Source organism: Paramylibacter kogurei (assembly GCF_002742285.1).
In the GTDB taxonomy this organism is placed as follows: Bacteria; Pseudomonadota; Alphaproteobacteria; order Rhodobacterales; family Rhodobacteraceae; genus Amylibacter; species Amylibacter kogurei.
Genome location: NZ_MDGM01000003.1, coordinates 159,489 through 185,142 on the forward strand (window position 1 = coordinate 159,489; position 25,654 = coordinate 185,142).

The 25,654-nt window shown below is 47.6% G+C and carries 29 protein-coding genes; 16 read left to right on the forward strand and 13 right to left on the reverse strand.

All coding sequences use genetic code 11. The features are described 5' to 3' along the window. Positions 1–65 precede the first annotated feature (65 nt). The 4 genes from hslV to BFP76_RS01420 all read left to right on the forward strand — a co-directional run bounded on the left by hslV (position 66) and on the right by BFP76_RS01420 (position 4,093). Complete coding sequence (hslV, locus tag BFP76_RS01405; RefSeq protein WP_099591382.1) at positions 66–626, forward strand: ATP-dependent protease subunit HslV; 561 nt, start codon at positions 66–68, stop codon at positions 624–626. Further along, positions 623–1,930: an ATP-dependent protease ATPase subunit HslU gene (gene hslU / locus BFP76_RS01410; protein WP_099591383.1), complete on the forward strand. Its 1,308-nt coding sequence runs from the start codon at positions 623–625 to the stop codon at positions 1,928–1,930. The genes hslV and hslU overlap by 4 nt, the downstream gene beginning before the upstream one ends. Before the next feature lie 75 nt (positions 1,931–2,005). After that, a complete protein-coding gene (gene mmsB / locus BFP76_RS01415) occupies positions 2,006–2,878 on the forward strand; it encodes a 3-hydroxyisobutyrate dehydrogenase (RefSeq protein ID WP_099591384.1) in 873 nt (290 codons plus the stop codon). A gap of 51 nt (positions 2,879–2,929) precedes the next feature. Then, a complete protein-coding gene (locus BFP76_RS01420) occupies positions 2,930–4,093 on the forward strand; it encodes an MFS transporter (RefSeq protein ID WP_240513953.1) in 1,164 nt (387 codons plus the stop codon). Here the strand turns inward: BFP76_RS01420 and BFP76_RS01425 are convergent. From BFP76_RS01425 to BFP76_RS01435, 3 genes are read right to left on the reverse strand one after another with little or no spacing between them, the layout of a single operon-like run. Next, positions 4,077–4,670 (reverse strand): Smr/MutS family protein, encoded by a 594-nt coding sequence (locus BFP76_RS01425; protein WP_099591386.1) that lies wholly within the window; start codon positions 4,668–4,670, stop codon positions 4,077–4,079. The genes BFP76_RS01420 and BFP76_RS01425 overlap by 17 nt on opposite strands. A 3-nt stretch (positions 4,671–4,673) precedes the next feature. Further along, entirely contained in the window at positions 4,674–5,732 is a 1,059-nt protein-coding gene (gene mltA, locus BFP76_RS01430) for a murein transglycosylase A (RefSeq protein ID WP_099591387.1), read from the reverse strand. Beyond that, positions 5,729–6,394 (reverse strand): Tim44/TimA family putative adaptor protein, encoded by a 666-nt coding sequence (locus BFP76_RS01435; protein ID WP_099591523.1) that lies wholly within the window; start codon positions 6,392–6,394, stop codon positions 5,729–5,731. Before BFP76_RS01435 ends, mltA begins: the two co-directional genes overlap by 4 nt. 110 nt (positions 6,395–6,504) lie before the next feature. On the opposite strand from BFP76_RS01435, the gene BFP76_RS01440 reads away from it, so the two are divergent. Further along, a complete protein-coding gene (locus BFP76_RS01440) occupies positions 6,505–6,987 on the forward strand; it encodes an FxsA family protein (RefSeq protein WP_099591388.1) in 483 nt (160 codons plus the stop codon). Between the two features lie 60 nt (positions 6,988–7,047). After that, positions 7,048–7,518: a protein-export chaperone SecB gene (gene secB / locus BFP76_RS01445; RefSeq protein ID WP_099591389.1), complete on the forward strand. Its 471-nt coding sequence runs from the start codon at positions 7,048–7,050 to the stop codon at positions 7,516–7,518. A gap of 44 nt (positions 7,519–7,562) precedes the next feature. Here secB and dnaQ read toward each other — a convergent pair whose 3' ends face one another. From dnaQ to BFP76_RS01465, 4 genes are read right to left on the reverse strand one after another with little or no spacing between them, the layout of a single operon-like run. Then, on the reverse strand, positions 7,563–8,255 hold the full coding sequence (gene dnaQ / locus BFP76_RS01450) for a DNA polymerase III subunit epsilon (RefSeq protein WP_099591390.1): 693 nt from the start codon (positions 8,253–8,255) through the stop codon (positions 7,563–7,565). Then, a complete protein-coding gene (gene coaE / locus BFP76_RS01455) occupies positions 8,255–8,851 on the reverse strand; it encodes a dephospho-CoA kinase (RefSeq protein ID WP_099591391.1) in 597 nt (198 codons plus the stop codon). The genes dnaQ and coaE overlap by 1 nt, the downstream gene beginning before the upstream one ends. Further along, positions 8,848–9,669 (reverse strand): shikimate dehydrogenase, encoded by an 822-nt coding sequence (locus tag BFP76_RS01460; RefSeq protein WP_099591392.1) that lies wholly within the window; start codon positions 9,667–9,669, stop codon positions 8,848–8,850. Before BFP76_RS01460 ends, coaE begins: the two co-directional genes overlap by 4 nt. Beyond that, the gene (locus BFP76_RS01465) at positions 9,666–10,265 is read right to left on the reverse strand and encodes a Maf family protein (RefSeq protein ID WP_099591393.1); all 600 of its coding nucleotides are present in this window, start codon (positions 10,263–10,265) and stop codon (positions 9,666–9,668) included. The genes BFP76_RS01460 and BFP76_RS01465 overlap by 4 nt, the downstream gene beginning before the upstream one ends. Before the next feature lie 470 nt (positions 10,266–10,735). On the opposite strand from BFP76_RS01465, the gene hemJ reads away from it, so the two are divergent. From hemJ to BFP76_RS01500, 7 genes are all read left to right on the forward strand, one after another. Continuing rightward, positions 10,736–11,185: a protoporphyrinogen oxidase HemJ gene (gene hemJ / locus BFP76_RS01470; RefSeq protein WP_099591394.1), complete on the forward strand. Its 450-nt coding sequence runs from the start codon at positions 10,736–10,738 to the stop codon at positions 11,183–11,185. Between the two features lie 143 nt (positions 11,186–11,328). Continuing rightward, entirely contained in the window at positions 11,329–12,600 is a 1,272-nt protein-coding gene (rho, locus tag BFP76_RS01475; protein WP_099591524.1) for a transcription termination factor Rho, read from the forward strand. Positions 12,601–12,628: 28 nt separating this feature from the next. Then, complete coding sequence (gene mnmE / locus BFP76_RS01480; protein WP_099591395.1) at positions 12,629–13,924, forward strand: tRNA uridine-5-carboxymethylaminomethyl(34) synthesis GTPase MnmE; 1,296 nt, start codon at positions 12,629–12,631, stop codon at positions 13,922–13,924. Between the two features lie 95 nt (positions 13,925–14,019). Next, on the forward strand, positions 14,020–15,885 hold the full coding sequence (gene mnmG, locus BFP76_RS01485; RefSeq protein WP_099591396.1) for a tRNA uridine-5-carboxymethylaminomethyl(34) synthesis enzyme MnmG: 1,866 nt from the start codon (positions 14,020–14,022) through the stop codon (positions 15,883–15,885). Next, entirely contained in the window at positions 15,882–16,514 is a 633-nt protein-coding gene (rsmG, locus tag BFP76_RS01490) for a 16S rRNA (guanine(527)-N(7))-methyltransferase RsmG (RefSeq protein ID WP_099591397.1), read from the forward strand. Before mnmG ends, rsmG begins: the two co-directional genes overlap by 4 nt. Further along, the gene (locus BFP76_RS01495; RefSeq protein WP_099591398.1) at positions 16,511–17,281 is read left to right on the forward strand and encodes a ParA family protein; all 771 of its coding nucleotides are present in this window, start codon (positions 16,511–16,513) and stop codon (positions 17,279–17,281) included. Before rsmG ends, BFP76_RS01495 begins: the two co-directional genes overlap by 4 nt. A gap of 27 nt (positions 17,282–17,308) precedes the next feature. Beyond that, positions 17,309–18,208, forward strand: coding sequence for a ParB/RepB/Spo0J family partition protein (locus BFP76_RS01500; RefSeq protein WP_099591399.1), 900 nt, complete (start codon positions 17,309–17,311; stop codon positions 18,206–18,208). Here the strand turns inward: BFP76_RS01500 and BFP76_RS01505 are convergent. The 6 genes from BFP76_RS01505 to BFP76_RS01530 are packed head-to-tail and all read right to left on the reverse strand — an operon-like array spanning position 18,205 to position 23,036. Beyond that, a complete protein-coding gene (locus tag BFP76_RS01505; protein ID WP_099591400.1) occupies positions 18,205–18,558 on the reverse strand; it encodes a YbaN family protein in 354 nt (117 codons plus the stop codon). The genes BFP76_RS01500 and BFP76_RS01505 overlap by 4 nt on opposite strands. Positions 18,559–18,567: 9 nt before the next feature. Continuing rightward, positions 18,568–19,728 (reverse strand): radical SAM family heme chaperone HemW, encoded by a 1,161-nt coding sequence (gene hemW / locus BFP76_RS01510; RefSeq protein WP_099591401.1) that lies wholly within the window; start codon positions 19,726–19,728, stop codon positions 18,568–18,570. Further along, positions 19,713–20,324: an RdgB/HAM1 family non-canonical purine NTP pyrophosphatase gene (rdgB, locus tag BFP76_RS01515; protein ID WP_099591402.1), complete on the reverse strand. Its 612-nt coding sequence runs from the start codon at positions 20,322–20,324 to the stop codon at positions 19,713–19,715. The genes hemW and rdgB overlap by 16 nt, the downstream gene beginning before the upstream one ends. After that, positions 20,324–21,037: a ribonuclease PH gene (gene rph / locus BFP76_RS01520; RefSeq protein ID WP_099591403.1), complete on the reverse strand. Its 714-nt coding sequence runs from the start codon at positions 21,035–21,037 to the stop codon at positions 20,324–20,326. Before rph ends, rdgB begins: the two co-directional genes overlap by 1 nt. A gap of 9 nt (positions 21,038–21,046) precedes the next feature. Further along, complete coding sequence (locus BFP76_RS01525) at positions 21,047–21,811, reverse strand: ABC transporter ATP-binding protein (RefSeq protein WP_099591404.1); 765 nt, start codon at positions 21,809–21,811, stop codon at positions 21,047–21,049. A 1-nt stretch (position 21,812) separates the two neighbouring features. Next, a complete protein-coding gene (locus BFP76_RS01530; protein WP_240513954.1) occupies positions 21,813–23,036 on the reverse strand; it encodes a KpsE/RkpR family capsule polysaccharide export protein in 1,224 nt (407 codons plus the stop codon). A 98-nt stretch (positions 23,037–23,134) separates the two neighbouring features. Here BFP76_RS01530 and BFP76_RS01535 point away from each other — a divergent pair, with 98 nt between their 5' ends. From BFP76_RS01535 to BFP76_RS01545, 3 genes are all read left to right on the forward strand, one after another. Next, positions 23,135–23,926: an ABC transporter permease gene (locus BFP76_RS01535; RefSeq protein ID WP_240513962.1), complete on the forward strand. Its 792-nt coding sequence runs from the start codon at positions 23,135–23,137 to the stop codon at positions 23,924–23,926. A 93-nt stretch (positions 23,927–24,019) separates the two neighbouring features. Then, positions 24,020–25,045 (forward strand): heat-inducible transcriptional repressor HrcA, encoded by a 1,026-nt coding sequence (gene hrcA, locus BFP76_RS01540; protein ID WP_099591526.1) that lies wholly within the window; start codon positions 24,020–24,022, stop codon positions 25,043–25,045. Between the two features lie 3 nt (positions 25,046–25,048). Continuing rightward, positions 25,049–25,633, forward strand: coding sequence for a nucleotide exchange factor GrpE (locus BFP76_RS01545; RefSeq protein WP_099591406.1), 585 nt, complete (start codon positions 25,049–25,051; stop codon positions 25,631–25,633). Positions 25,634–25,654 lie beyond the last annotated feature (21 nt).

Genomic DNA, 25,654 nt, shown 5'->3' on the forward strand with positions numbered 1-25,654 from the left:
TTTGCAACAAGCGTTGTTTTCGCTTGTAAGGATTCGTATAACTTGGCCAAACGAAAGGCAATCTTATGAGCGAAGAAACAAAATTTCCCGGATGGCACGGCACCACAATTGTTGGTGTGAAAAAGGGAAACGAGGTCGTGTTGGCAGGCGATGGTCAGGTCAGCCTTGGACCAACCGTGATCAAAGGCTCCGCCCGCAAGGTGCGTCGCATTTCACCCGGTGGGTTTGATGTGGTTTGTGGTTTTGCTGGTTCAACAGCCGATGCATTCACCCTGTTGGAACGCCTAGAGGCAAAACTAGAGACATCGCCCGGTCAATTGGCAAAGGCATCCGTTGAATTGGCCAAAGATTGGCGCATGGATAAATATCTGCGCAATTTAGAGGCCATGCTCATCGTGACCGACGGTTCCGATTTATTCGTGATCACCGGTGCGGGCGATGTGTTGGAACCCGAAAATGATATCGCAGCAATCGGATCTGGTGGCAATTTTGCATTGGCCGCCGCACGCGCCCAAATGGACAGCGACAAAGACGCCGAAACAATCGCCCGTCGTGCGCTCGAAATCGCAGCAGAAATCTGTGTTTACACCAACGGCAATATGACAGTGGAAAAAATAAGCAAATGACCGACCTAACACCACGTGAAATCGTATCTGAACTTGACCGTTTTATCATCGGACAAAACGATGCCAAACGCGCCGTTGCCGTGGCACTGCGCAACCGCTGGCGCCGCAAATTGTTGGATGACGATCTGCGCGACGAGGTTTACCCAAAAAACATCCTGATGATCGGGCCAACAGGCGTTGGTAAAACCGAAATCAGCCGCCGTTTGGCAAAACTGGCCAAGGCACCATTTCTGAAAGTCGAAGCGACCAAATTTACAGAAGTTGGATATGTTGGCCGCGACGTGGAACAAATCGTGCGCGATCTGGTTGATGCCGCCATCATCATGATCCGCGAAGACAAACGTGAAACGGTAAAAGCCAACGCCCATAGCAATGCCGAAGAACGTGTATTGGATGCGATTTGTGGCGAAGATTCTGGCGATAAAACCCGCGATATGTTTCGCAAAAAATTGCGCGATGGCATGTTGGATGACAAAGAAATCGAACTGGACCTTGCGGATAATAGCAACCCCATGTCGATGTTTGAAATTCCAGGGCAACCGGGCGCCAATATGGGCATGATGAATCTTGGTGATATGCTTGGTAAAATTGGTGGCGGGCGCACACAGCGGCGCAAAATGACTGTCGCTGAATCATACAAGCTCTTGATCACAGAAGAGGCCGATAAATTGGTCGATCAAGAAACCGTCACCAAAGAGGCAGTAGATGCCGTTGAACAAAACGGTATCGTATTCTTGGATGAAATCGACAAGGTCTGTGCACGTGCAGATGCGCGTGGTGCGGATGTTTCACGCGAAGGCGTGCAGCGCGATCTGCTCCCCTTGATCGAGGGCACAACCGTTTCCACCAAACATGGCCCCGTGAAAACCGACCATATTCTGTTCATCGCATCGGGTGCGTTTCACATTGCAAAACCATCTGATCTGTTACCAGAGCTACAGGGGCGTTTGCCCATTCGTGTGGAACTGCGCGCATTAACCGAACAAGATTTCGTGCGCATCTTAACCGAAACCGACAACGCGCTTACACGTCAATACGAAGCCTTGATGAAAACCGAAGGCGTTGATGTGAAATTCGACGACAGCGGTATTGCCGCGATCGCCAAAATTGCCGCCGATGTGAACCAATCCGTTGAAAATATCGGTGCGCGTCGTTTGTATACCATCATCGAACGCGTGTTCGAAGAATTGGGTTTCTCTGCACCTGATCGTTCAGGCGAAACCGTCACCGTTGATAAGGCATATGTCGAAGATCATTTGGGCGAACTGGCCAAGGCCACCGATGTTTCACGATATGTTTTGTAACGCTGCGTCAAACGCGTTCTTGCCAATCTGAATTCATTGCGTAAGCTTCCCCAAAATTCATTGGGAGAGGTTAACATGAAAATCGGGTTTATCGGGCTTGGCAATATGGGCGGGCCTATGGCGCATAATCTGGCGGTGGCTGGGCATGATGTATCTGGCTTTGACACTGCAGGCGTTAAAATTGACGGTGTAACATCTGTTGATACTGCGCAAGCGGCGGTGGTGGGTGCGGATGTGGTGATCACGATGTTACCCAACGGTGCAATTTTGCGTGCGGTTGCGGATCAAATCATTCCTGAAATGAAAACAGGTGCTGTATTTGTCGATTGTTCCACAGTGGATGTTGATTCCGCACGTGCCGTTGCAGAACAGGCAAATGCCGCAGGGCTTGGTGCGATTGACGCTCCCGTGTCAGGTGGCATTGGTGGTGCAACAAATGGCACCCTTACATTTATGGCTGGTGGTGGCGCGGATGCATTCGCCACAGCCGCGCCCTTGTTGGAAATCATGGGGCAGAAATCCGTGCATTGCGGCGAAAGCGGCGCCGGACAAGCAGCAAAGATTTGCAACAATATGATCCTTGGCATCACCATGATCGGAACCTGCGAAGCATTTGCCTTGGCGGATAAACTTGGGCTTGATCGTCAAAAAATGTTTGATGTTGTTTCCACATCATCTGGCTATTCATGGTCAATGAATGCCTACTGCCCCGCACCAGGTGTTGGCCCAGATAGCCCCGCTGACAATGATTACAAACCAGGGTTTGCTGCCGAGTTGATGTTAAAAGATTTGCGTCTGTCACAACAGGCGGCAGAAAGCGCGGATGCCGCAACGCCACTGGGCCAAGCAGCAACCGATTTATATGCGCAATTTGTTGAAAACGAAGATGGGCTTGGCATGGATTTTTCCGCCATGTTGCCACGGTTTTCAAAACTTGGCCGAGGCTAGATTATTCTACCGTTCATAAAGTCTAACGCGCGCTGGTTATCCGCCGGCGCGTTGTTAACCTTTGCCTCTTGCTTTGGGCAAACTTTTTTCATCTCTATCTTCGCCAAAGATATCATGGCGCATTACACCCTGAGCAATGGCGAATGGGGTGGGATTTATGCAATGGGAACGATGGCCAGTGGATTTTTGATGATCTGGGTTGGTGGTTTAACCGACTTTTTCCGGGCGCGAACATTGGCCGTCTTTTTTCTGGTCGCAATTTCAGCAAGCTGTTTGGCGATGGCCTTTAACAATGCGGTGTGGTTATTGCCTGTCATCATTTTCGCTCTGCGCTTTTGTGGACAAGGCATGTTATCCCACATCAGCGCGGTCGCCATGTCACGTTGGTTCACCCAAAACCGTGGCAAGGCATTATCCATCGCAACACTTGGATTTTCCGCAGCAGAGGCAACATTACCCATTTTATTTGTGGCTTTGTTGGCGATCACCGCTTGGCAAAACCTATGGATATTGGCCAGTTTTTTTGCATTACTATTCATCCCCGTATTATTGGTGTTGTTGGCACAAGAACGCACACCACAATCGGATGCGCAAACGAATGAATCCAGCGTTGGATTGCGTGCACGCCAATGGACGCGACCACAGGTTTTGAAACACTGGTTGTTTTGGATGATTCTGCCCAGCGCAATGGCCCCGCCCACATTTGGCACAGCGCTATTTTTTCAACAGGTTCATTTGGCAGAGGTAAAAGGCTGGGGTCATGTAAATTTTGTAGCACTTTTCCCGATTTACACCATCAGCACAATTTGTGTGATGTTGGTATATGGCTGGGCGGTTGATCGCTGGGGTGCTGCTAAATTATTACCATTATACCAACTCCCCATGGCGGCGGCTTTTTTTGTGTTTGGCTACTTTGACGGGTATATTTTCGCACTGATCGGATTGTTGTTGATGGCCTTGATGCAAGGGGGGCAATCCACAATTTTGGCGGCTGTCTGGGCGGAATATTATGGCACACGTCATCTTGGATCAATCAAAGCGCTCGCCGCGGCCTTCACCGTTTTTGGATCTGCCATTGGGCCGTTTGTAACGGGGTATTTTATTGATGCCGGATATTCTATGCCCCAACAAATGCCATTTTATGCGGTCATGATAATTGGTGCATGTGCATTGGCACATCTAGCCAGCAAACGCGCATTTAACGAATCCGTCTAAGATAAACATACCAAGCACCTGTGCCACCGTGGCGTTGTTGCGCGGGCGTTACCTGTAACACAAGATGGTTGAGCGCTGGGCTGCGCAACCAATCTGGCAGGCTTTGGCGCAATACGCCGCCCTTGGGGCGATTAAATTCATCAACGCCATGCGTGCGCCCCTTACCCGTAATCACCAAAATCATTCTCAGGCCCGCAACGTGGCTTTGGCGAATGAACATTGTGATACGTTTTTGCGCCTGATCATATGTCATACCATGCAGATCAAGCGTTGCCTCGATTTCCATTTTGCCTTTCATCAGGCGTTGGAAATTGCGTTTATCCATATTCGGGGATGTTTTTGCTGGGGCTTCACGAAAATCTGGGCCCGACCCTTTGATAGATTCAACAACTTTTTCACCAATATGAAATGGCTGAATTGGCGGCTGTGTGATTGGTGTTGTTGCGCGCAAATTCTTGGTCGTTTTTATCGGTTTTGGAATAATCTTGCGTGGTGATAGGGGTTTCACACCATCTGCAACCTGTTTCCAAATTGCGATGTCATCGCTACTGAGCCCTTTGTTTTTTTTCCGCACCATTTTTCAACCTTCTGGAAAAATGCGGCGCACCGCCTCGAGCGGTAATAAAACAAACATACGCCCTGATGATCGTGTGCGCCCCGCAATTTTACCCGCGGATTTACCAGTGCCGTAATATATATCGGCGCGTTGCAATCCCTTGATCGCGGAACCAACATCTTGGGCAATCATCAAACGGCGCATCGGATCGCGCCCTCGTTTGTCAATCCAAACGGGTGCACCAAGCGGGGTATAAATCGGGTCAACGGCGATGGATCGTTCCGGTGTGATTGACACCTGCATCGCACCAATCGGACCATCATTTTTGTTTAGCGATTTGATTTCACGAAAAAACACAAACCCTGGATTATGCGCCAATAACTCGTTGCCTGCAGCTGGATTTTTCCGCACCCAGTTTTTTATTTTTTGTGCGGATACTTGATGCAGATTCATCGTACCGCGCCGCACCAATTCTTTGCCAATCGATTTATATTTATGTCCGTTAAACCCTGCGTATCCAACACGAATACCTGTTCCGTTTGGAAACTTGATCCGGCCCGATCCCTGAATTTGTAAAAAGAATGCTTCGACTGGATCATCAAGATACGCAATTTCCAATCCGCGCCCATCCAATATTCCCGTTTGTATTTCCGCGCGTGTTTTCCATACCTCGCCCTGTTTTATTTCAGGTGGCATACGATAGATTGGATATTGGTATTTTCCCCCGCGCATTCGTGACCCGGCAATTTCAGGTTCGTAATAACCAGTGAATTTTGCGCTGGTTTCTTCGCCAACAAGAACGGGGTGAAACAAGGTTTCGAAAAACTGTTTCGCATCAGGGTTGGATTTTGCGATATGGCAAATCGGTTTCCAAACATCAGCATCAAAAAAATGTGCTGTGCGTGCCTTGGAACAGGTTTTTTGAAATGCCCTTAGCGCCGCTGCATGATCATCCGTTTCCCACCCTTTCAGCGCAGAAAACGGAACCTTTCGCAATGACGCCCCGTTGGCGGGCGTTTCCGCGTGAACATTTGCTGGCGCAATAATCAGCGCCAAGCCAAGGATCAGGCGTGCAACAATCATCCGCCCGTTTCAACCAATTCCCAGTTGGGATCATCGCTGCCCATGGTGCGTGCAAATGTCCATTCGTCGCGCTGGCGTTTGATTGCGGTTTTATCGCCTTCGATAATTTCATCGGCTTCGTTTTTCACAACGGATGTCAATTCACATTCAAAGAATACCGTGATTTCACCCGTTTTCGTGGCGCCATCAAAGCTTGCGTCTTTAAGCTCCATTTGGCGAATACCAACGAATTGTGCGTCAACCTTCAGACCTTGTTCTTGGCGCGCGTCGATCACGGATTTAAAGCTGTCATATGCATCTTCGGACAAGAACATTTGCAATGTTTCCAAATCGTCGCCTTCAAATGCCATCAGGATCATTTCATAGGCTTGGCGCGAACCTGCTAAAAATTCATCCACTGTAAACGATGGCTCTGCGCGTTTCATTGCGGCCAATGCCTTGCCCGCCATGGATTTTACATCAACGTGATCAGCGATATCGGCATCAACTCCACCATCCAAAACGGTTAAATCTGGCCCTTTGCGATTGCTTGCGGCGGATTTTGCAGTTGGATCGTTTTTGGGTTCAAACCCATCACGCGTGCCCAAAACACTGCGCAGTTTCAGAATAAGAAACACTGCGATAATCGCCAATACAATCAGTTGTGTACTTGCAGAGCCCATTTTAACCTCTTCACATTTGCGCAATCACCCTGTTGCATCGCGCCCTTTGCTCCTATCTAAGTCACATGGCGGGCTTAGTCCACTAAACTGACGTAAAATTGAGGTGTCCCATGTGGCTATTTTTAATTCTTGTGCTGGTTCCAATCATTGAAATCGCCCTGTTTATTCAGGTTGGTGGGATATTGGGGCTGTGGCCGACCCTTGCGATTGTCATTTTAACGGCATTTGCAGGCACGGTATTATTGCGCAGCCAAGGTTTTGCTGTGATGGGTCAATTACAAAACAGCATGGCGCGCGGCGAAAGCCCTGTGAACCCCATGGTCAATGGTGCGCTAATATTGGTGGCGGGCGTTGTGTTGCTAACACCTGGGTTTTTCACCGATGCGGTTGGCATCTTGTTGTTGATCCCGCCTGTTCGCGCCGCGATCATTAAATGGGGTGGTGCCAAAATGTTAAACTCGGCCAATGTGCACGTCTATTCAAACCAACCCGAACAACGGCCGCGAAATCAACCCAATGATACGGTTGAGGGTGATTTTAGTGTGATCGACGAAGACAAAGACCCAGGAAATTCAGGTTGGACGAAACACTGATTGTCCATTGATTGAATAGTTGTTAGACACAGGCTGAATTTTTAAAACGGAGCTTATCTGATGGCTAAAAAAGAAGAAGCGGCGGCGCCACAAGCCCCGTCCATGCAATGCGTTAACCAATACATTCGCGATATGTCTTTTGAAAATATCGCAGCACAGAAAAACATTGGTAAATCTGTTCAACCTGAAATCAGCGTTCAGGTGAATCTTGATGCGCGCAAAGGTGGCGATGATCAATATGAAGTTATTCAAAAACTAACCGTTTCTGCAAAAACAGATGAAGAAACCGTATTCTTGATGGAATTGGATTATGCGGGCCTGTTTGTGATCCAAAACGTTCCCGAAGATCAGCTCCATCCGTTTTTGATGATCGAATGCCCACGCATGTTGTTCCCATTCATGCGCCGCATCGTTCGCGATGTCACAGCGGATGGCGGATACCCTCCGTTGAATGTTGACAATATCGATTATCTTGCACTTTACCGCGCTGAACTTCAACGCCGCGCGGCAGAAGAAGCACCAAAAAACTAATCATCAAATCTTGATGTTAAGAGCGGTCAATTTGGCCGCTCTTTTTATTTGGAAAATTTGTTCCAGATTGCTTCGTCGCCCAATTTGGCAATGAATTCCGAATGTGCCGCATTTTCGGCATCGGTTAATTTGCTGGGCAATGGTGTTTGGCGCGGGCTTGCAACCCAATCCGATTGGGTAACTTGTGTATCTGTACCCGCAACAACATTCAGCGAAAAATCAGGCTGGCGCCCGCCGATCAGCTCTAGATACACTTCTGCCAGAATTTCGGAATCGAGCAACGCGCCGTGTTTTTCACGTGCTGAATTATCCACGCCAAATCGGCGACACAATGCATCCAATGAATTTTGGGCACCTGGATATTTTTTACGCGCTAATTCCAAGCTATCCAACGATTGCGACATTGGGATCGTTGGCAAATTTGCCCAGCCCAATTCCGCATTGATGAATTTCATGTCAAATGTCGCGTTATGCGCAATCAAAATTCCATCGCCAACGAAATCCAAAAAACCCTGACCGATTTCTTTGAATGTTGGGTAATCCTTGAGAAAATCAATTGAAAGCCCGTGCACCTGAAACGCGCCGTCGGGCATATCGCGTTCTGGGTTGATATATTGGTGATACACCCGCCCCGTGGGCAAATGTTTATCCAATTCAACCGCGCCAATTTCGACCAAGCGATCGCCAGAGGCCGGATCAAAACCAGTTGTTTCCGTATCCCAAACGATTTCGCGCATCAATGTTCCTTGGTCAGTTGTTCGATCAATTTATGCACCTCTGTGCGCACATGTTCCAGTGAATTCGTTTCGATGACAAAATCCGCACGTGCACGTTTTTCCGCATCTGGCGTTTGACGAAACAAGATCATTTCAAATGATTTTTCATCCATGCCACGTTTCAGAACGCGCGCTCGCTGGTTGTCAGCACTTGTTGACACGACCAATACGCCATCCACCCATTCATCCGCACCGGTTTCAAAGAGCAATGGAATGTCCACCACAGCGAGCGACAAACTCAATTCGCGACACTTGGTCAAAAACGCATCGCGATGCATGCGAATTGCAGGGTGCACAATTTGTTCAAGTTTTGCGAATAACGATTTATCCGCCTGTAACACATTGCGAAGACGGTCGCGGTTTACCCCATCACCATCAACAGCAATGGGTGCAAGTTCAGCAATTTTTTCAATCGTATCGGTGTGCGTAGTATATAATTCATGTACCGCGGCATCGGCATCCCAAACGGCGATTTGTGCATCACGAAACATATTCGCCGTGGTGGTTTTTCCCATCCCAATGGAACCTGTCAAACCCAAAACATAAAGTTTGCTCATAATGCTTCCAATACACGTTCGCGCAAAATTTCATCGACAACGGGGCGCGTTCCAAACCATTGCTCAAAACCGGGAACGGCTTGGTGCAAAAGCATTCCCAAACCATCAACCGTTGCGCAACCCTTTTGCGCTGCGTTTTTCAATAGATCCGTTTCAAGCGGGTTATAAACGATATCGGTGACCAGAATTGACGGGTTTAAGTTTTCACATGAAAATTCCAATGGATCACAACCCAACATGCCAAGTGATGTGGTATTCACAATTGTTGAAACCGCACCTGATGCAGGCACCGCATCCACCCAATTGGCAACAACAACACGCCGACCAAAATGTGTGGCCAAGTTTTCGGCCCGTGCACGTGTGCGATTCACCAAAATTAATTCAGGAACACCTGCATCAATCAGCGCCGATATAACAGCGCGTGCAGCACCCCCCGCACCCAATACCAATGCTGGCCCGGCACCCACATTCCAATCTGGTGCACGTTGGATAACATTATTTAAAAACCCTTCGCCATCGGTGTTATCGGCATGAATTTCGCCATCTTTGAAAACCAAGGTATTTGCCGCACCAATCATTTTCGCACGATCCGAACTATGATCCGCCAGTGACAAGGCCGCCTCTTTGTGTGGGGCGGTGACATTCACACCCGCATACCCATCATCGCGCAATTTTTTCACGCCATCGTCAAATTCATCAACAGAAAATGCGATTTTTTCATAGCTTCCTTTGATGCCGTATTTGTTTAACCAATACCCATGAATGATTGGCGATTTGCTCTGTGAAATCGGCCAACCAATAACGCCCGCTTTGATCATGTTTCAATCACTCCTCTCGTGCGCAGAAAATCGACAACCTCTAACAATGGGAAACCAAGCACGGTGAAATAGTCCCCTTGAATGCGTGAGAAAAGCTGTACCCCCTCTGATTCAAGAAAATAGCATCCCACCGATTGCAACAAATCCGTTCCACCGCGTTCAAGATAGCCATCCAAAAATTCATCCGAAAAATCGCGCATAAAAAGTTGTGCACGACCAATGGTGCGCCACACTGGTTTCCCATTTTCAAAAATGACTGCTGCGGATAATAATTGATGTGGCTTACCACGAAGAGCCAACAGCTTATCTCGTGCGCCATCCATGGTGTTAGCCTTATCATAAATCTGTTTTTCACAGACCAATATCTGATCAGATCCAATCACCAAACCAGATGGATTTTTTCCAACCACACGTAATGCTTTGTACTCTGCGAGCGCATCGACAATATCATTTGGTTTTGCACCCTCGGCCAACAAAGATGCCTTTATTGCGGCTTCGTCAATTTTTGCAGGAATGACATCGCACACAACGCCAGCAGATCGCAAAAGATCAGCACGTGTTTTAGAGCCAGATGCCAGAATAACGTTATGTTTCATGGCGCTGTTATAGACAGGCAACGCACCAAGATGAAGTGGCGTTTTATCCTCAGATCGCTGTGGATAAAACGTGTATTAATTTAGAGTTTAATTTGAACAACGGGAATAGAATGGCTTGATTCAAAACTGTTCACGAACTGTTACCCAAAATTCATAATTCTACACACAGTGAATAACGTTGAACTGATTGAATATGTTTTGTGTGAGCAAAGAAATTTTGAAAGTTTATCCAAAAGTTATCCACAGAATTGTTAAGTGGTTTGACCGTTGAAAATTTGGTCTTTTGGATATTTATACAAAATGGAGACTAAGATTTAGTCACATTATAGCCGTTTAAAAAATATGTGAGCAATTCTGTGAATAAAGTTTGATCCACGATATTCATAGGTATCTACATAAACAACAATCTTTCTTTCTTTCTTATTTATTATAGATAGGAAGAAACGATCCTTTTAATCTGGAACCCCAATATGGATATTCTTTCATCACTTTATCCTTGGATAAAATCATTGCATGTCATTGCAGTGATTTCCTGGATGGCTGGGATGCTCTACTTACCACGCCTATTTGTTTATCACGTTGAAACAGATCCAAAGCATATCAATTTTGATGAAACGCTGGTGCGCTGGGAATATTTATTGATGAAACGTATTATAAATCCCGCCATGGCGGTCACGTGGATTTGTGGGATATTGATGCTTGTCACCCCTGGAATCATAGATTGGGGACAGGGGTGGATTTGGGTTAAACTGATTTCGGTAATTTTGATGTCTGGTTTTCACGGTTTTCTGAGCAAACAAAGAAAACTGTTGGCGGCAGGTGAACGCCCCTATTCTGGCAAAGCCTATCGGATGTTAAACGAGGTGCCGACCGTATTCATGATCATAATTGTGATTATGGTCATCGCGCGCCCATTCTAATGGTTTGACTCTTCCATGTGAATTCACGTATGGATTGGGAAACACGGTTTGGTGTCTCCCACCGCAAATATAAACCGTTCCTCAAAAACGAAATTTTTCCATGTGCTGAAATGGCATGTGATGATCTGTTTGGAATACAATCTATGGAAAACGAAAAAATTAATTTGTCAGAGCTTAAGGCGTTGTCTGCGGCAAATCTGTTAAAACAAGCAGAAGAGCTGGAAATTGAAAACGCAAGCACGATGCGCAAAGGCGAAATGATGTTCGCCATTCTGAAAGAAATGTCAGAAGAAGGCGCAGAGGTTTCAGGCGACGGTGTTTTAGAAGTGATGCAAGACGGGTTTGGTTTTTTGCGTTCACCACAGGCGAACTATCTCGCAGGACCAGAGGATATTTATGTATCCCCTGAAATGATCCGTAGCCATTCATTGCGTACAGGTGACACTGTTGAAGGTTGGATCAGTTCACCCAAAGATGCCGAACGTTACTTTGCGATGACAAAGGTAACGTCGATCAATTTCTCCGATCCAGAAGAAGTGAAACACAAAGTTCACTTTGACAACCTGACACCGCTTTATCCTGATGAACGCCTGAAAATGGAAATCGAAGATCCCACGATCAAGGATAAATCAGCACGCGTGATTGATCTGGTATCACCAATTGGTAAAGGTCAGCGTTCGCTGATTGTTGCACCACCGCGCACTGGTAAAACGGTTATCTTGCAAAATATCGCCGCAAGCATCGAAAAGAACCACCCTGAATGCTATCTGATTGTTTTGCTGATCGACGAGCGGCCAGAAGAAGTGACCGACATGCAGCGTTCTGTGAAGGGCGAGGTTGTATCATCCACATTTGATGAACCAGCAACGCGCCACGTGGCCGTTTCCGAAATGGTGATCGAAAAGGCAAAGCGTTTGGTCGAACATAAACGCGATGTTGTGATCTTGCTTGATTCCATCACCCGTTTGGGCCGTGCGTTTAATACTGTGGTGCCATCATCGGGCAAGGTTTTGACCGGTGGTGTGGACGCCAATGCATTGCAACGCCCAAAACGTTTCTTTGGTGCGGCACGTAACATCGAAGAAGGCGGTTCGCTCACAATCATCGCCACCGCATTGATCGACACAGGTTCGCGCATGGACGAAGTTATCTTTGAGGAATTCAAAGGGACTGGTAACTCTGAAATCGTTCTGGATCGTAAGATTGCAGATAAGCGCGTGTTCCCAGCGATTGATATTCTGAAATCTGGTACACGGAAAGAGGACCTGTTGGTTGATCCTGCCGATCTGGCCAAAACCTTCGTTCTCCGTCGTATTCTGAACCCAATGGGCACAACAGATGCGATTGAATTCTTGCTTGGTAAGTTGAAACAAACAAAATCCAACAGCGAATTTTTCGACTCTATGAATACATAATTTCGTTTTAAAACAACGGTTTAATCTTATGTCAGATGTCATTTTTGCACTCGCCAGCGCCAAGGGTCGCGCTGGTGTGGCCGTGCTGCGGCTATCTGGCCGTGGCGCCGTTGCATTGATCGAAGAATATGTTGGCACAGGGCTGACAACCCCCGATCGATCATTGCGCAAATTTAAATCTGGTGGTGAACTTATTGACGAGGTTTTGATTTTAACTTTTGCCAAAGGTGCGAGCTTTACCGGTGAAGAGGTTGTTGAAATCCATTGTCATGGATCAACTGCGGTGGTTTCTGCCTTGTTGCGAATTCTTGGCGATCATCCAAATGCACGTATGGCCGAACCAGGAGAGTTCACACGCAAAGCTTTGGAAAACGGATGTCTCGATTTGGTTCAGGTCGAAGGGCTGGCCGATCTGATTGATGCGGAAACCGAGGCACAGCGAAAGCTTGCATCAAATGTAATGACAGGCGCCCTATCGGACAAGGTTAACGGCTGGCGGCGAGATCTTATTCGTGCTGTGTCATTGATCGAGGCAACAATTGATTTTGCAGACGAAGATATCCCAACCGATGTGAGCCCAGAAGTTTTGACGCTGATTGATAACGTGACCCGCGATCTCGAATCCGAAATCAAAGGAAGCTTTGCCGCCGAACGGATTCGTGATGGATTCGAGGTCGCCATCGTTGGAAAACCAAATGTTGGCAAATCCACCTTGCTCAACGCGCTTGCGGGTCGCGAAGCAGCAATCACATCTGAAATTGCCGGAACCACGCGTGATGTGATCGAGGTACGGATGGATATCAACGGGCTCGCCGTTACTCTTTTGGATACCGCGGGCATTCGCGAAACCGACAATCAGATTGAAAAGCTTGGCGTAGGCTTGGCGCGTCAACGGGCAGAGGCTGCCGATCTTCGGGTATTTTTGACAGAAAATGGTGAAATCGAGGGTCTGAAAATGACGCCTCTCGTCGATGATATCGTAGCCATAGGCAAGTCTGATATCTCAGCAAGCTCTGAGGGATTGAAAATTTCAGGAAAATCTGGCCAAGGTATTGATAAACTTATAGAAATTATTGATTCGTCACTTTCAAACAAAGCCGCATTTGCACAGACCGCGACGCGGGAACGCCATCGAATTGGTATGGAACAGGCTCTGCACTCCCTTAACACTGGACGAGCACTCGTTTTGGACGGGCCGGAAGTTTCGGAAATTGCTGCGGCAGAACTTCACCAAGGTATCGCATCCTTGAACGGTGTTATCGGCAAGGTTGATGTTGAAGACCTGCTTGACGAAATTTTTGCCAGCTTCTGTCTCGGCAAATAATTGCGATTGTTTCACGTGAAACAATTTTCACCCCTTCCCTTGCTATCCTGATTCGACGTATAGACGAGGCAACCACAACAATAGGATTGTTTCACGTGAAACATTTTGATGTCATCGTTATCGGAGGCGGTCACGCAGGTGCAGATGCTGCGCAGGCCGCATGGCGAAGCGGTGCGCGGACGGCACTTATCACGCATCGCTTTGACCGCATTGGCGAAATGTCTTGTAACCCGGCGATCGGCGGATTGGGTAAAGGTCATTTGGTGCGCGAAATTGATGCGCTAGATGGCGTTATGGGGCGCGTCGCGGATCAGGCGGGAATTCAGTTTCGCCTGTTAAATCGCCGCAAGGGCCCTGCTGTTCAGGGTCCGCGAACGCAGGCAGATCGTGCACTTTACCGTGCCGCGATGCAGAAAGAATTCGTTCATCGCGAAGGTTTAGATGTTATCGAGGCCGAAGTCGCCGATTTGATCATGGAATCTAACACCTGTAAGGGTGTTATTCTGCGTGATGGGACCCAAATCAACGCCCAAGCCGTTGTTTTAACAACAGGTACGTTTTTGCGTGGGTTGATTCATATCGGTGATGTAAGCCATTCTGGCGGTCGCATGGGTGATGATGCGTCCATTAAACTTGCGGAGCGGATGGATAGTTTCAATCTTCCTATGGGGCGATTGAAAACCGGCACACCGCCGCGTTTGGATGGGCGAACCATTAATTGGGATATTTTGGAAACCCAAGGACCGGACGAAGATCCGGCGCTATTCTCGTTTTTGGCGAAAAAGGGTGAACACCCCGCGCAAATTTCATGCGGTATTACGCATACAAACGCCAAGACTCACGCGATTATTGAAAAAAACCTGTCACGCAGCGCGATGTATGGGGGGCATATTGATGGCGTTGGTCCGCGTTATTGCCCATCAATCGAAGATAAAATTGTCCGCTTTGCTGATAAAGATAGCCATCAGGTGTTTTTGGAGCCAGAAGGCTTGAACGATCACACGGTTTACCCAAACGGAATTTCAACCAGCCTGCCCGAAGATGTACAGCGTGATTACGTTCATTCGATGGTTGGGTTGGAAAGTGTGACGATCCTTCAACCTGGATATGCTATCGAATATGATTATGTCGATCCCCGCGCTCTTCGCCCAACATTGGAACTAAAAGACGTTTCAGGTCTATATCTAGCGGGTCAAATCAACGGAACCACAGGATATGAGGAAGCAGCGGCTCAAGGTTTGGTTGCTGGATTAAACGCGGCCCGCCGCGCACAAGGTTTGGAATCCGTAATCTTTAGCCGAGCAGAAAGCTATATCGGGGTGATGATTGACGATCTGACGACGCGCGGTGTGTCTGAACCATATCGTATGTTTACGAGCCGGGCGGAATATCGTTTGAGTTTGCGTGCAGATAACGCGGATCAGCGATTAACGCCGATTGGGATCGAGCTTGGCTGTGTTTCTGAAACGCGTAAAGCCGCCTTTGATTCAAAGATGGACAAATTATCAAACGCCAAAGAGCTGTTGGGCTCTTGCGTGATGACGCCTACAGAGGCCAAGAAAAATGGCATTGCGATTAATCAGGACGGCATTCGTCGAAATGGTAATGATTTCCTTGCTTACAAAGATGTAACGCTGCAATCCTTGTCCAAGGTTTGGCCAGAACTTGCAAAAATTGATCATGATATTGCGGTTCAAGTGGAGCGTGACGCAATATATGCCCAATATATTGATCGCCAAAAGGCGGATGTTGCCGCCCTGCGCAAGGATGAAAATATGGCGATTCCTGATAAGTTTGAATATTCAGGCATTGCCGGATTGTCGATAGAGTTGCAAACCAAACTTTCAAATGTGCGCCCCACTACGATTGGCCAAGCTGGGCGTATTGATGGCATGACGCCAGCTGCGCTTGTTTTGATCCTTGCACGTTTGCGCCGAGGAAATCTGGAGAAGCGTGCATGAGCGAAGCAGATGCACAAGCACAATTGGTATCCCTTACCAATGTTTCACGTGAAACAATGGAAAAATTGGAAACCTATGCTGCATTGCTTGAAAAATGGAACCCGACAATCAACTTGGTTTCCAAAACAACGCTCGATGAAAAATGGCAGCGACACTTTTTGGACTCAGCACAAATATGGCTCCATGTGCCCGAAACCACAACATCTTGGGTTGATATCGGATCAGGTGCGGGATTTCCCGGTTTGGTTCTGGCCATTATCGCGCATGAAAAGCGACCCGATTTAAATATCACATTGGTGGAAAGCGATGCACGTAAATGTGCATTTCTGCGCAACACAGCCAGAGCGGTGGGAGTGAATGTGCAAATATTGACGCAGCGCATTGAAACAATCGAAAACCAAAAATTTGACGTGGTATCGGCGCGTGCTCTGGCTTCTATTTCCCAGCTTTTGACCTTTTGCGATAAAATCTTAGCTTCAAACGGTAATTGTTTGTTTTTGAAAGGTCAGGGCTGTGATAGAGAATTGGAAGAGGCACAGCAGAGTCATTCATTCACTGCTGAGACTTTTCAAAGCGTGACCCAACAAGAGGCACGGATCGTCAAAATTACAGGGATTGCCCAAAAATGAAGATTATTTCTGTCGCAAACCAAAAAGGTGGCGTGGGAAAAACCACTACCACTATCAATCTTGCCGTCGCATTGGCTGATTTGGGGAAAAAGGTTCTTATTCTTGATCTTGATCCGCAAGGTAACGCATCGACCGGTTTGGGGCATTTGGCGCCTGATCGTAAATTGACGCTGTATGATGTGTTGGTGGATGGCGAGCCGCTTTCAAAAGCGACGGTGATGACACAGGTGAACAACCTGTGTTTGGTGCCATCGACCACTGATTTAAGCTCTGCCGATATCGAAATGATCGAGGACAAGGCGCGTGTTATGCGTTTGAAAAAAGCGTTACAGGACCCAATCCTTGCCAAAGAAAACTTTGATTATGTTTTCATCGATTGCCCTCCGTCATTATCGTTGCTGACGGTAAATGCGTTTGTGGCCAGTGATACGGTCTTGGTGCCGCTGCAATCCGAATTTTTCGCATTGGAAGGGTTGTCTCAGCTATTGTTAACAATCAAAGATGTGCGCGAAAGCCTTGGATCAACCTTGCGGGTTGAGGGTGTTTTGCTGACAATGTTTGATCGTCGTAACAAGCTTTCGCAGCAGGTTGAAAAAGATGCGCGCGAAAATCTTGGCGGTTTGGTTTACGAGGCAATCATCCCAAGAAATGTTCGCATTTCAGAAGCGCCCTCTTATGGTCAGGCGGCGGTTCATTATGATCAGTATGGAAAAGGTGCGCGTGCATATGTTGCGCTGGCACATGAGTTTTTAGCAGGGCAAAATTAGCGCTAACCCATTGGAAAGGTTGAATAAATGTCAAAAAAACCAGAAAAAAGAGGCCTTGGCCGTGGGTTGAGCGCGTTGATGGCTGATATCGAACCTTCGCCAACGCCAAACGCGGGTGAATCAGCGCCGCGTCGCGAGGGTGAAATGCGTATTGCGATTGAAAAGATTCACCCAAACCCGGACCAGCCACGTCGGGATTTTGATCCAGAAGAGCTGGAAAACCTTGCTGCATCAATCGCGGAACGCGGTGTGATCCAACCAATTATTGTGCGCGAAGATCCGTTACACCAGGGCGATTATCAAATCGTTGCGGGCGAGCGTCGTTGGCGTGCATCGCAAAAAGCGCAGCTTCATGAAATTCCGGTACTTTTGCGCAAGATGTCCGATCGCGAAGTGTTGGAAGTTGCGATTATCGAAAACGTACAGCGTGCAGATTTAAACGCAGTTGAAGAGGCGCTTGGTTATCGCGCATTGATGGATTCATTTGGCCATACGCAAGAACAGGTATCAACAGCGCTTGGTAAAAGCAGAAGCCATATCGCAAATGTGTTGCGGTTATTAAACCTGCCTGCGGATGTGCTGACATATTTACGCCAAGGGAAACTTACGGCTGGTCATGCGCGTGCTCTTGTTGGCAATGATGATGCAAGCGCGATGGCACGCGAAATCATCAAGAAAAGCATGTCCGTGCGTCAGGCCGAAACATTGGCAAAAAACGGGTTGAAGCCGAAAAACGCGCTTAAACTTTCTGCACCTGCGAAGGATAGCGATACACGCGCACTTGAAACCGATCTGTCGGTGAATCTGGGGATGAAGACATCCATTGATCATAAGGCTGGTGGTGAAACGGGTTCGGTGACGATCAGCTATAAAAACCTTGATGAACTAGATCGGTTATGCGCAATTCTTTCGTCCCAGCGGCGTTAATGATTTGGGCGCGTCCAAATAAAGATTAAAACGCATGTTAAAATCCCAGCCTGTAAGATTAGGATTGGGAGATTTACATTCATAAGTACAGATACCAAAAACACCGCAATAATCGACAAGGTCGCAATGCGTTTTGATTTTGGAGCAATCGCACCGTTGCGTTGCCAGTCTTTGATCGCTTGGCCAAATATTTTGTGATTCATCAGCCATGCATGTGCGCGATCCGAACCTTTGGCAAAACAAAAGGCGGCCATGATCATGAATACCGTGGTGGGCAGCAACGGCAATATCGCGCCAATCGCACCTAATGCGACCATCACAAACCCCGCCATTGTCCAAAGATTTTTCATGATCCCTGTCTAAACTAAAAGATCACGAAGCAAAGCGTTAAGAATGATCCGCCCCTTTTGCGTTGCGATGATGTGGCTGTTGGTTTGGCGGAGCAACCCATCGGTGCAAAGTGTGGTGATGACATCATTGGGCAAATATTGCCCAGACAGGTTTTTGAACCGCGCAACATCGCTTCCTTCTGACAGGCGCAACGACATCATCAAATATTCGGCTGCTTGATCCGTGTTTGATATGATTTCCACGTCTTTGGTTTTTTGATCTGCGTTTAACCAAGCCTCTGGATTGCGGATGGATTCGGTTGCGATGCGTTTACCACCGACAGTGATACGACCATGTGCGCCCGGCCCAACACCAACGTAATCTCCGTATCGCCAATAAATTAAATTGTGCTGAGATTCCTGCCCCGCGGCGGCGTGATTTGAAACCTCGTAGGCTGGCATGCCTGCATCGGTGCAAATCTGTTGCGTGATATCATACATATCCGCAGCGGTATCATCGGCCGGAAGCCCGTGTAATTTTCCGCGCTCAAACAAATTCCCAAACGCGGTTTGGGGTTCAATTGTGAGCTGGTACAAAGACAAATGATCCACCGCCATATCCAATGCGCGGCGCAATTCGGATTCCCAATCTGTAAGGGTTTGATCTTGGCGAGCGTAGATAAGATCAAAGCTCACCCGTTTGAAATGTGTCTTTGCAATATCAAAAGCGGATTGTGCCTCTGCCACCGAATGCATCCGCCCTAGTCGTTTTAAATCAGGATCATTTAATGCCTGAACACCCATTGAAACGCGATTGACACCTGCGTGCGCAAAATCGAAAAATTTACCAGCCTCAACAGATGTTGGATTTGCCTCTAGCGTAATTTCAACATTGGGGGAAAGCCCCCACAGATTGTCGATGGTTTCAATAAGCTTTTGAACAACCCTTGGCTGCATAAGGCTCGGCGTGCCGCCACCGAAAAAAACCGTATTCACGACACGGTTTTTTGTACGTTCGGATGCGATTTGGAGTTCATCAATCAACGCTGCCAACCATTGATCGTGGTCAACGCTGTTGCGTACATGTGAATTGAAATCGCAATATGGGCATTTGGCTGCGCAAAACGGCCAATGGATATAAATGCCAAAACCAGCGTTTTGCCAATCTTGTGTGATTACGCGCTCAGACATTGTGAAACGAGTTTTGCAAAAGCATCGGCGCGATGGCTCATCTTGTGTTTTTGGGCGGGATCCATTTCACCAAAGGTTTCGCTAAACCCATCAGGAACAAATATCGGATCATACCCAAACCCAAGCTCACCGCGCATGGGCCAAGTGAGCGAACCATCAACGGTGCCCTCGAATATTTCGTCATGTCCGTCTGGCCATGCGATACACAAGGTGCAGCAAAATTGTGCTGCGCGTGGCAGGGGCGCCTCTGCCTTTTCCAACAGATCCCAGGTTTTTGTCATCGCCATGACAAAGTCGCGCCCATTTGGGGTTTCGGCCCAATCCGCGGTGTAAACACCAGGAGCGCCAGCCAATGCCGCAACCGCAATGCCGCTGTCATCGGATAATGCAGGAAGTCCGGATTTATTGGCGGCATAATGTGCCTTTATCCGTGCGTTGCCTGCGAATGTGTCTTCGGTTTCTTCGGGTTCATCAAGCCCCAGATCACCAGCCGATACGACATCAATGCCAAATGGTTCCAGCAACGCCGCGATTTCGCGAAGCTTGCCCGCGTTATGCGATGCGAGAACGATTTTTTTTTCGGTAAGCTTGCGCATTATGCAATCGCTGCCTTTTGCGCGGCAACCAATTCAGCAACACCTTTTTCAGCCAAATCCATCAATTGATCGAATTCAGCGCGGCTAAAGGTGGCGCCTTCGGCGGAGCCTTGGATTTCAATCATGCCACCTGCCCCAGTCATCACGAAATTTGCATCTGTGCCTGCTTCGGAATCTTCGGCGTAATCCAAATCCAATACGGGTTGACCGCCATAGATGCCACATGACACCGCCGCCACGTGATCGGTAAGCGGGTTTTCTTTGATATCACCCGCTTTCATCAACGCATCCACCGCAAGGCGAAGCGCAATCCAACCACCAGTGATGGATGCACAGCGTGTGCCTCCATCGGCTTGGATAACATCACAATCAACGGTGATTTGGCGTTCACCCAATGCAACACGATCAACACCTGCACGCAGTGATCGCCCGATAAGACGCTGAATCTCTTGTGTGCGGCCAGATTGTTTACCAGCGGCGGCCTCTCTGCGATTTCGTGAACCAGTGGCGCGGGGCAACATGCCGTATTCCGCTGTTACCCAACCCAGACCAGAATTGCGCAACCACGGTGGCAAGCGATCTTCGACAGATGCGGTGCATAACACATGCGTATCACCGCATTTGATGAAACACGAACCTTCGGCGTGTTTGGTGATCCCTGTTTCAACGCTGATGGCGCGCATTTCGTCTATTTTTCGGCCTGATGGGCGCATGATGTATTCCTATTTTTGTTTCGCTGCCAGCCTTGCAAGTTTTTCTTCTAAGCGGCGTTTTTTGTTTTCTTTGCGGAGCTGTTTTTGTTTTGGATCAACGCGGCTTCTTCTTTCGCCCGCTTGTTCCATATTTTTGTGGTGCAAGTCTAGGGCGTCTTGGACATCTTCGAAATATGTAATTTTCCCATCTTTCAATACCGCACCAGAATCACAAAGCTCTGATATTTGACGTGTGGAGTGTGAAACGATAACGGCACCGCTATCTTGAAGGCGCTCTTTCATGACCAGCCGACATTTGTTTTTAAACCGCGCGTCACCCACGGCCATAACTTCGTCCACAAGATAGGTGTCAAATTTTACACCCATTGAAACACCGAACGACAGACGCGATCGCATTCCAGAAGAATATGAATCAAGCGGAAGGTTAAAGTGTTTGCCAAGCTCGGCGAAATCGCGCACGAAATCGATTAAATCATCGGTATCAACGCCGTAAACACGCGCCAGAAACCGAACATTCTGAACGCCAGTTAATTCTTTGTGGAAACTTCCCGCATAGCCCACTGGCCAAGATATTGCGCCGGTTTTTCTGATTGTCCCTGAATCGTAATGAACCGAACCGGAGATCATGTTTAACAGGCTGGATTTGCCCGCACCGTTTGCCCCAAGCAACGCAACACTTTTGTTTGACGGAAACGTCACAGACAGATTGTCGGCAACTTTGTGTGATGTACCGTTCAAACGATAAACTTTGGTCAGATTGCGGATTTCAATCATGTTACGCTTGGCGGTCGCGGACGCTATAAAATACCAACGTCCCGATGGACCATATGAGGAATAGGAAAAACGTGATCATTCCCGTGATTGTACCACGTTTTGGGAATTGTGACGTTTCAGCTTGGGTTGGCTCGATATATGCCGCTAGATATCTGCTCTTGCGGCGTGCATCGGATAGCGCGCTATCATAAGTGGCCAATGCGCTGACATATGACGTCTGTGCAAATTCCAAATCCACACGCATTTCTTCGTAGGTTGTCAGCAGATCGGTAAAACGCACATTTTCTGATCCGCTCCCACCAAGCTTTGCGCGTTCTTGTGCGATACGTGCTTCAATCGCGGAAATTTTTCGTGAAATTTGATCTTTACGCGCGTCTTGGCGGCTGGCGGTTTTGTCCAACAAATCTTGTTCGATCAAGGCCTCCGCCAATTGTTGTTGTAGGGATGACAGAATGCCCATTTGGCTTTGTAGATCTACGTTGGGATCGACGATCAAATTATCAGAGCGGAATTTGGAAATTATTTGTCGCACGGATTTAAGCCGATCAACGGCATTGTCGAGCTCTAATTTCGCAAAGCGCGTTGCATCGGATTGTGCGATTGCACTCAGGCGATTGATCAACAGGCTGGATTCATTAAAAATCTCTTGTGCGATGCGTGTTGCGTCATCCGCACTAAACGCCAAAACTTGCAATTCAATAAGTTGGGTTGAAGAATCATAATAAATTTTGACCATGCGCGACCAATAACGCACCAAATCCTCTATCGGGTCATCGGGATCAAAAGAGAAAATGGGATCATTTTCTGGTTTGCTATACAGCGCTTTGAGGTTGAGCGATTTATTGAGCTTTGCGACCAGCTCCTGGCTTTGAATATATTCAAACAAAATATCGGTATCAGATGTTCCCGATGATCCCAGTGACGCAACACCACCCAGAATATCAAGACCTGATGACGTTTCCTCTTGGCGAACGGTAAAGCCAACAGTTGATGAAAATTGATCTGCGGCGCGTGCGTTAAAATACCAAACGCATACCGCCGTTGGAGCAGCAACAAAAAGAATGAATGAGAGCAGAACAACAAAGTGGCGAAGTTTGAATCGAGACTTTCCCGAAGGGATCGGCATCGACGAATAATCGGCCTCTTGTTTCGAGCTGTTTTTAACCTGCATGTTTTCACTCGTCATTTTGTTTTTTGATGTGGTTTGTCTGTTTGAATCTGACATAACGCCTTCATATTTACTGCACGGAGTTTAGGTTGTTAAACGCTGTTTTAGGGAATAAAGTTGACCAATGTAAGAGAAAAGACCCCATTTTGACCGAAATGAAACCACAGGCACTTGGAATCCAAAAGCAACGCTTCGCATCCGCACGAACGATATTGTCGTTGATGCTTCGCGAAATGGCGACCAGCTATGGAAAATCGCCAAGCGATTTTTTCTGGGCGGTTGCTGAACCGGTGTTAAGCATCGCGTTGTTGACGTTTGTGTTTTCATTGGCGCTTAAATCACCCTCTTTGGGGTCAAATTTTGCGATATTTTACGCCTCGGGCTATTTGCCGTTTTATGTATATTCCCAGGTTCAACTTAAAATCGCCAACTCTTTGTCATTTTCGAAACGGCTTTTGTCTTATTCACGCGTGAAGTTTACCGATGCGATTTTTGCGCGGTTGTTTGTAAATTTGGCGATATTGGTCACTGTGTTCTACTTTTTGGTGACCGCAATTGAATGGTTGTACGTGACACACACCGTTCATCAATATGAATATATGATTCTTGGTGTTTTGATGGCGACCATTATGGGGCTTGGCGTTGGAACGTTGAATATATTTCTGTTTGTATATGTGCCCAATTGGGAAAACCTTTGGCGTATTGTGACCCGCCCATTGGTGTTTTTGTCGGCAGTTTTGTATATTGTCGAAGATGTGCCAACGGAGTATCAAAAATATCTTTTGATCAATCCGCTTACCCATGTGACAGGTATGGTACGCAAGGGTTTTTACCCAACCTACACAGCCGATCATATATCTGTTTCATATGTGATGGGTTTTGGTTTGACATGTTTTGCCGTTGGTTTGTTTTTCTTGTTTTTATTCCGAAAACAAATGCGCAGTTAATCCATTTGACCAACGCACACAGAGTTTTTAGGAATGAATGGGACATAACAACGTGGTATTTGTGAATTGAACGCACCAAACCCAACCAATGATATGACGGATCGTAGCCGCGAGGTTTTTCGCCTGTTGGTGGAATCTTATCTGGAAACGGGTGATCCGGTTGGATCGCGTACGCTAACACGTAGCTTATCTGAAAAAGTTTCCGCCGCCACAATCCGCAATGTGATGCAGGATTTGGAACATCTCGGCCTGTTAAATAGCCCGCATGTGAGCGCGGGTCGAATCCCAACACAACTTGGCCTGCGGCTGTTCGTTGATGGATTCATGGAGGTTGGCGATCTGGGTGGTGCGCAGCGGCGCGAAATTGATAAACAGATGTCGGATGAAAGCGAAATTTCAACCCTGTTGGATCATGCGGGATCGTTGTTGTCGGGGTTGACCCATACCGCATCTGTGGTGATGGCGCCAAAAACGGAATCTCCGATTAAACACATTGAATTTGTTAGCCTTTCACCCGATCGGGCATTGGTTGTTTTGGTAACAGAGGATGGTCATGTGGAAAATCGCGTGTTCACACCGCCTGTTGGCCAAACGCCATCTGCAATGCGCGAGGCGGCGAATTTTTTGAATGCAATGGTTGCAGGTCATACCGTGCGCGAGCTGAAATCAATCGTTGAACGTGAAATATCGGCGCGCCGATCAGAATTGGATGCGCTGGCGCAAAATTTGATAACCGCTGGTGTTGCGGTCTGGAGCAAGGATGCAAATAACGAAGAACGATTGATCGTTCGGGGCCGTTCAAATCTGTTAAATGATGCTGGCAGCGAAGAGGACATGGCGCGTATTCGCCAACTGTTTGACGATCTGGAAGCCAAGAAAGATATCGCTCAGTTTTTGGATCTGACAGATGCGGGTGACGGTGTGAAAATATTTATTGGCTCTGAAAACAAACTCTTTTCACTTTCGGGGTCGTCATTGGTGGTTTCACCGTATATGGATGCTGATCGAAAAGTGATCGGTGCGGTCGGTGTTATTGGGCCCACGCGGTTGAACTATGGGCGGATCGTGCCCATTGTGGATTATACGGCCCAATTGGTTGGGCGCATGTTAAGAGGCTGAAACATGGCGGATACAAACGGCAAACCAAAGATTGATTTGGACGAAGAAATGAAAGATTTGGAACGGTTTTTGGACGAAGAAGCCGAACCGATTGCGGAACCAGAAGAAGAAACCGATGACGATGCGGTTGTTGCATTACAGGCAGAGAACGAAGACCTTAAGGATCGTTTGATGCGCGCAATGGCAGAGGCGGAAAACCAACGCAAACGCGGCGAACGTGATCGTCGTGACGCGGAAATTTATGGTGGGCGTAAGTTGGGCCGCGATTTATTGACAGTTTATGACAATATGAAACGTGCATTGGAACACGCAACGGACGAACAACGCGAAGCAAACAAAGGTTTGTTTGAGGGTATTGAATTAACTCAGCGTGAATTGATTAGCGTGTTTGCAAAACATCAAATCGTGCCAATCGTTCCAGAAATCGGCGCAAAATTTAACCCAGAAATTCATGAAGCAATGTACGAAGCCCCTGTTCCCGGTGTGGACAAAGGCTGTGTTGCACAGGTGATGAACGAGGGTTTCATGATTGCAGAAAAACTTTTGCGCCCTGCGCAAGTTGGCGTATCATCAGGATCACCAACATAAGAAAGCGAAACCATGTCCCAA

Bases quoted from the DNA above. Each gene is read 5' to 3' on its own strand.
- hslV (WP_099591382.1), top strand. From the start codon at position 66: ATGAGCGAAGAAACAAAATTTCCCGGATGGCACGGCACCACAATTGTT.
- hslU (WP_099591383.1), top strand. From the start codon at position 623: ATGACCGACCTAACACCACGTGAAATCGTATCTGAACTTGACCGTTTT.
- mmsB (WP_099591384.1), top strand. From the start codon at position 2,006: ATGAAAATCGGGTTTATCGGGCTTGGCAATATGGGCGGGCCTATGGCG.
- BFP76_RS01425 (WP_099591386.1), bottom strand. From the start codon at position 4,670: ATGGTGCGGAAAAAAAACAAAGGGCTCAGTAGCGATGACATCGCAATT.
- mltA (WP_099591387.1), bottom strand. From the start codon at position 5,732: ATGATTGTTGCACGCCTGATCCTTGGCTTGGCGCTGATTATTGCGCCA.
- BFP76_RS01435 (WP_099591523.1), bottom strand. From the start codon at position 6,394: ATGGGCTCTGCAAGTACACAACTGATTGTATTGGCGATTATCGCAGTG.
- BFP76_RS01440 (WP_099591388.1), top strand. From the start codon at position 6,505: ATGTGGCTATTTTTAATTCTTGTGCTGGTTCCAATCATTGAAATCGCC.
- secB (WP_099591389.1), top strand. From the start codon at position 7,048: ATGGCTAAAAAAGAAGAAGCGGCGGCGCCACAAGCCCCGTCCATGCAA.
- dnaQ (WP_099591390.1), bottom strand. From the start codon at position 8,255: ATGCGCGAAATCGTTTGGGATACGGAAACAACTGGTTTTGATCCGGCC.
- coaE (WP_099591391.1), bottom strand. From the start codon at position 8,851: ATGAGCAAACTTTATGTTTTGGGTTTGACAGGTTCCATTGGGATGGGA.
- BFP76_RS01460 (WP_099591392.1), bottom strand. From the start codon at position 9,669: ATGATCAAAGCGGGCGTTATTGGTTGGCCGATTTCACAGAGCAAATCG.
- BFP76_RS01465 (WP_099591393.1), bottom strand. From the start codon at position 10,265: ATGAAACATAACGTTATTCTGGCATCTGGCTCTAAAACACGTGCTGAT.
- hemJ (WP_099591394.1), top strand. From the start codon at position 10,736: ATGGATATTCTTTCATCACTTTATCCTTGGATAAAATCATTGCATGTC.
- rho (WP_099591524.1), top strand. From the start codon at position 11,329: ATGGAAAACGAAAAAATTAATTTGTCAGAGCTTAAGGCGTTGTCTGCG.
- mnmE (WP_099591395.1), top strand. From the start codon at position 12,629: ATGTCAGATGTCATTTTTGCACTCGCCAGCGCCAAGGGTCGCGCTGGT.
- rsmG (WP_099591397.1), top strand. From the start codon at position 15,882: ATGAGCGAAGCAGATGCACAAGCACAATTGGTATCCCTTACCAATGTT.
- BFP76_RS01495 (WP_099591398.1), top strand. From the start codon at position 16,511: ATGAAGATTATTTCTGTCGCAAACCAAAAAGGTGGCGTGGGAAAAACC.
- BFP76_RS01500 (WP_099591399.1), top strand. From the start codon at position 17,309: ATGTCAAAAAAACCAGAAAAAAGAGGCCTTGGCCGTGGGTTGAGCGCG.
- BFP76_RS01505 (WP_099591400.1), bottom strand. From the start codon at position 18,558: ATGAAAAATCTTTGGACAATGGCGGGGTTTGTGATGGTCGCATTAGGT.
- hemW (WP_099591401.1), bottom strand. From the start codon at position 19,728: ATGTCTGAGCGCGTAATCACACAAGATTGGCAAAACGCTGGTTTTGGC.
- rdgB (WP_099591402.1), bottom strand. From the start codon at position 20,324: ATGCGCAAGCTTACCGAAAAAAAAATCGTTCTCGCATCGCATAACGCG.
- rph (WP_099591403.1), bottom strand. From the start codon at position 21,037: ATGCGCCCATCAGGCCGAAAAATAGACGAAATGCGCGCCATCAGCGTT.
- BFP76_RS01525 (WP_099591404.1), bottom strand. From the start codon at position 21,811: ATGATTGAAATCCGCAATCTGACCAAAGTTTATCGTTTGAACGGTACA.
- BFP76_RS01530 (WP_240513954.1), bottom strand. From the start codon at position 23,036: ATGTCAGATTCAAACAGACAAACCACATCAAAAAACAAAATGACGAGT.
- BFP76_RS01535 (WP_240513962.1), top strand. From the start codon at position 23,135: ATGAAACCACAGGCACTTGGAATCCAAAAGCAACGCTTCGCATCCGCA.
- hrcA (WP_099591526.1), top strand. From the start codon at position 24,020: ATGACGGATCGTAGCCGCGAGGTTTTTCGCCTGTTGGTGGAATCTTAT.
- BFP76_RS01545 (WP_099591406.1), top strand. From the start codon at position 25,049: ATGGCGGATACAAACGGCAAACCAAAGATTGATTTGGACGAAGAAATG.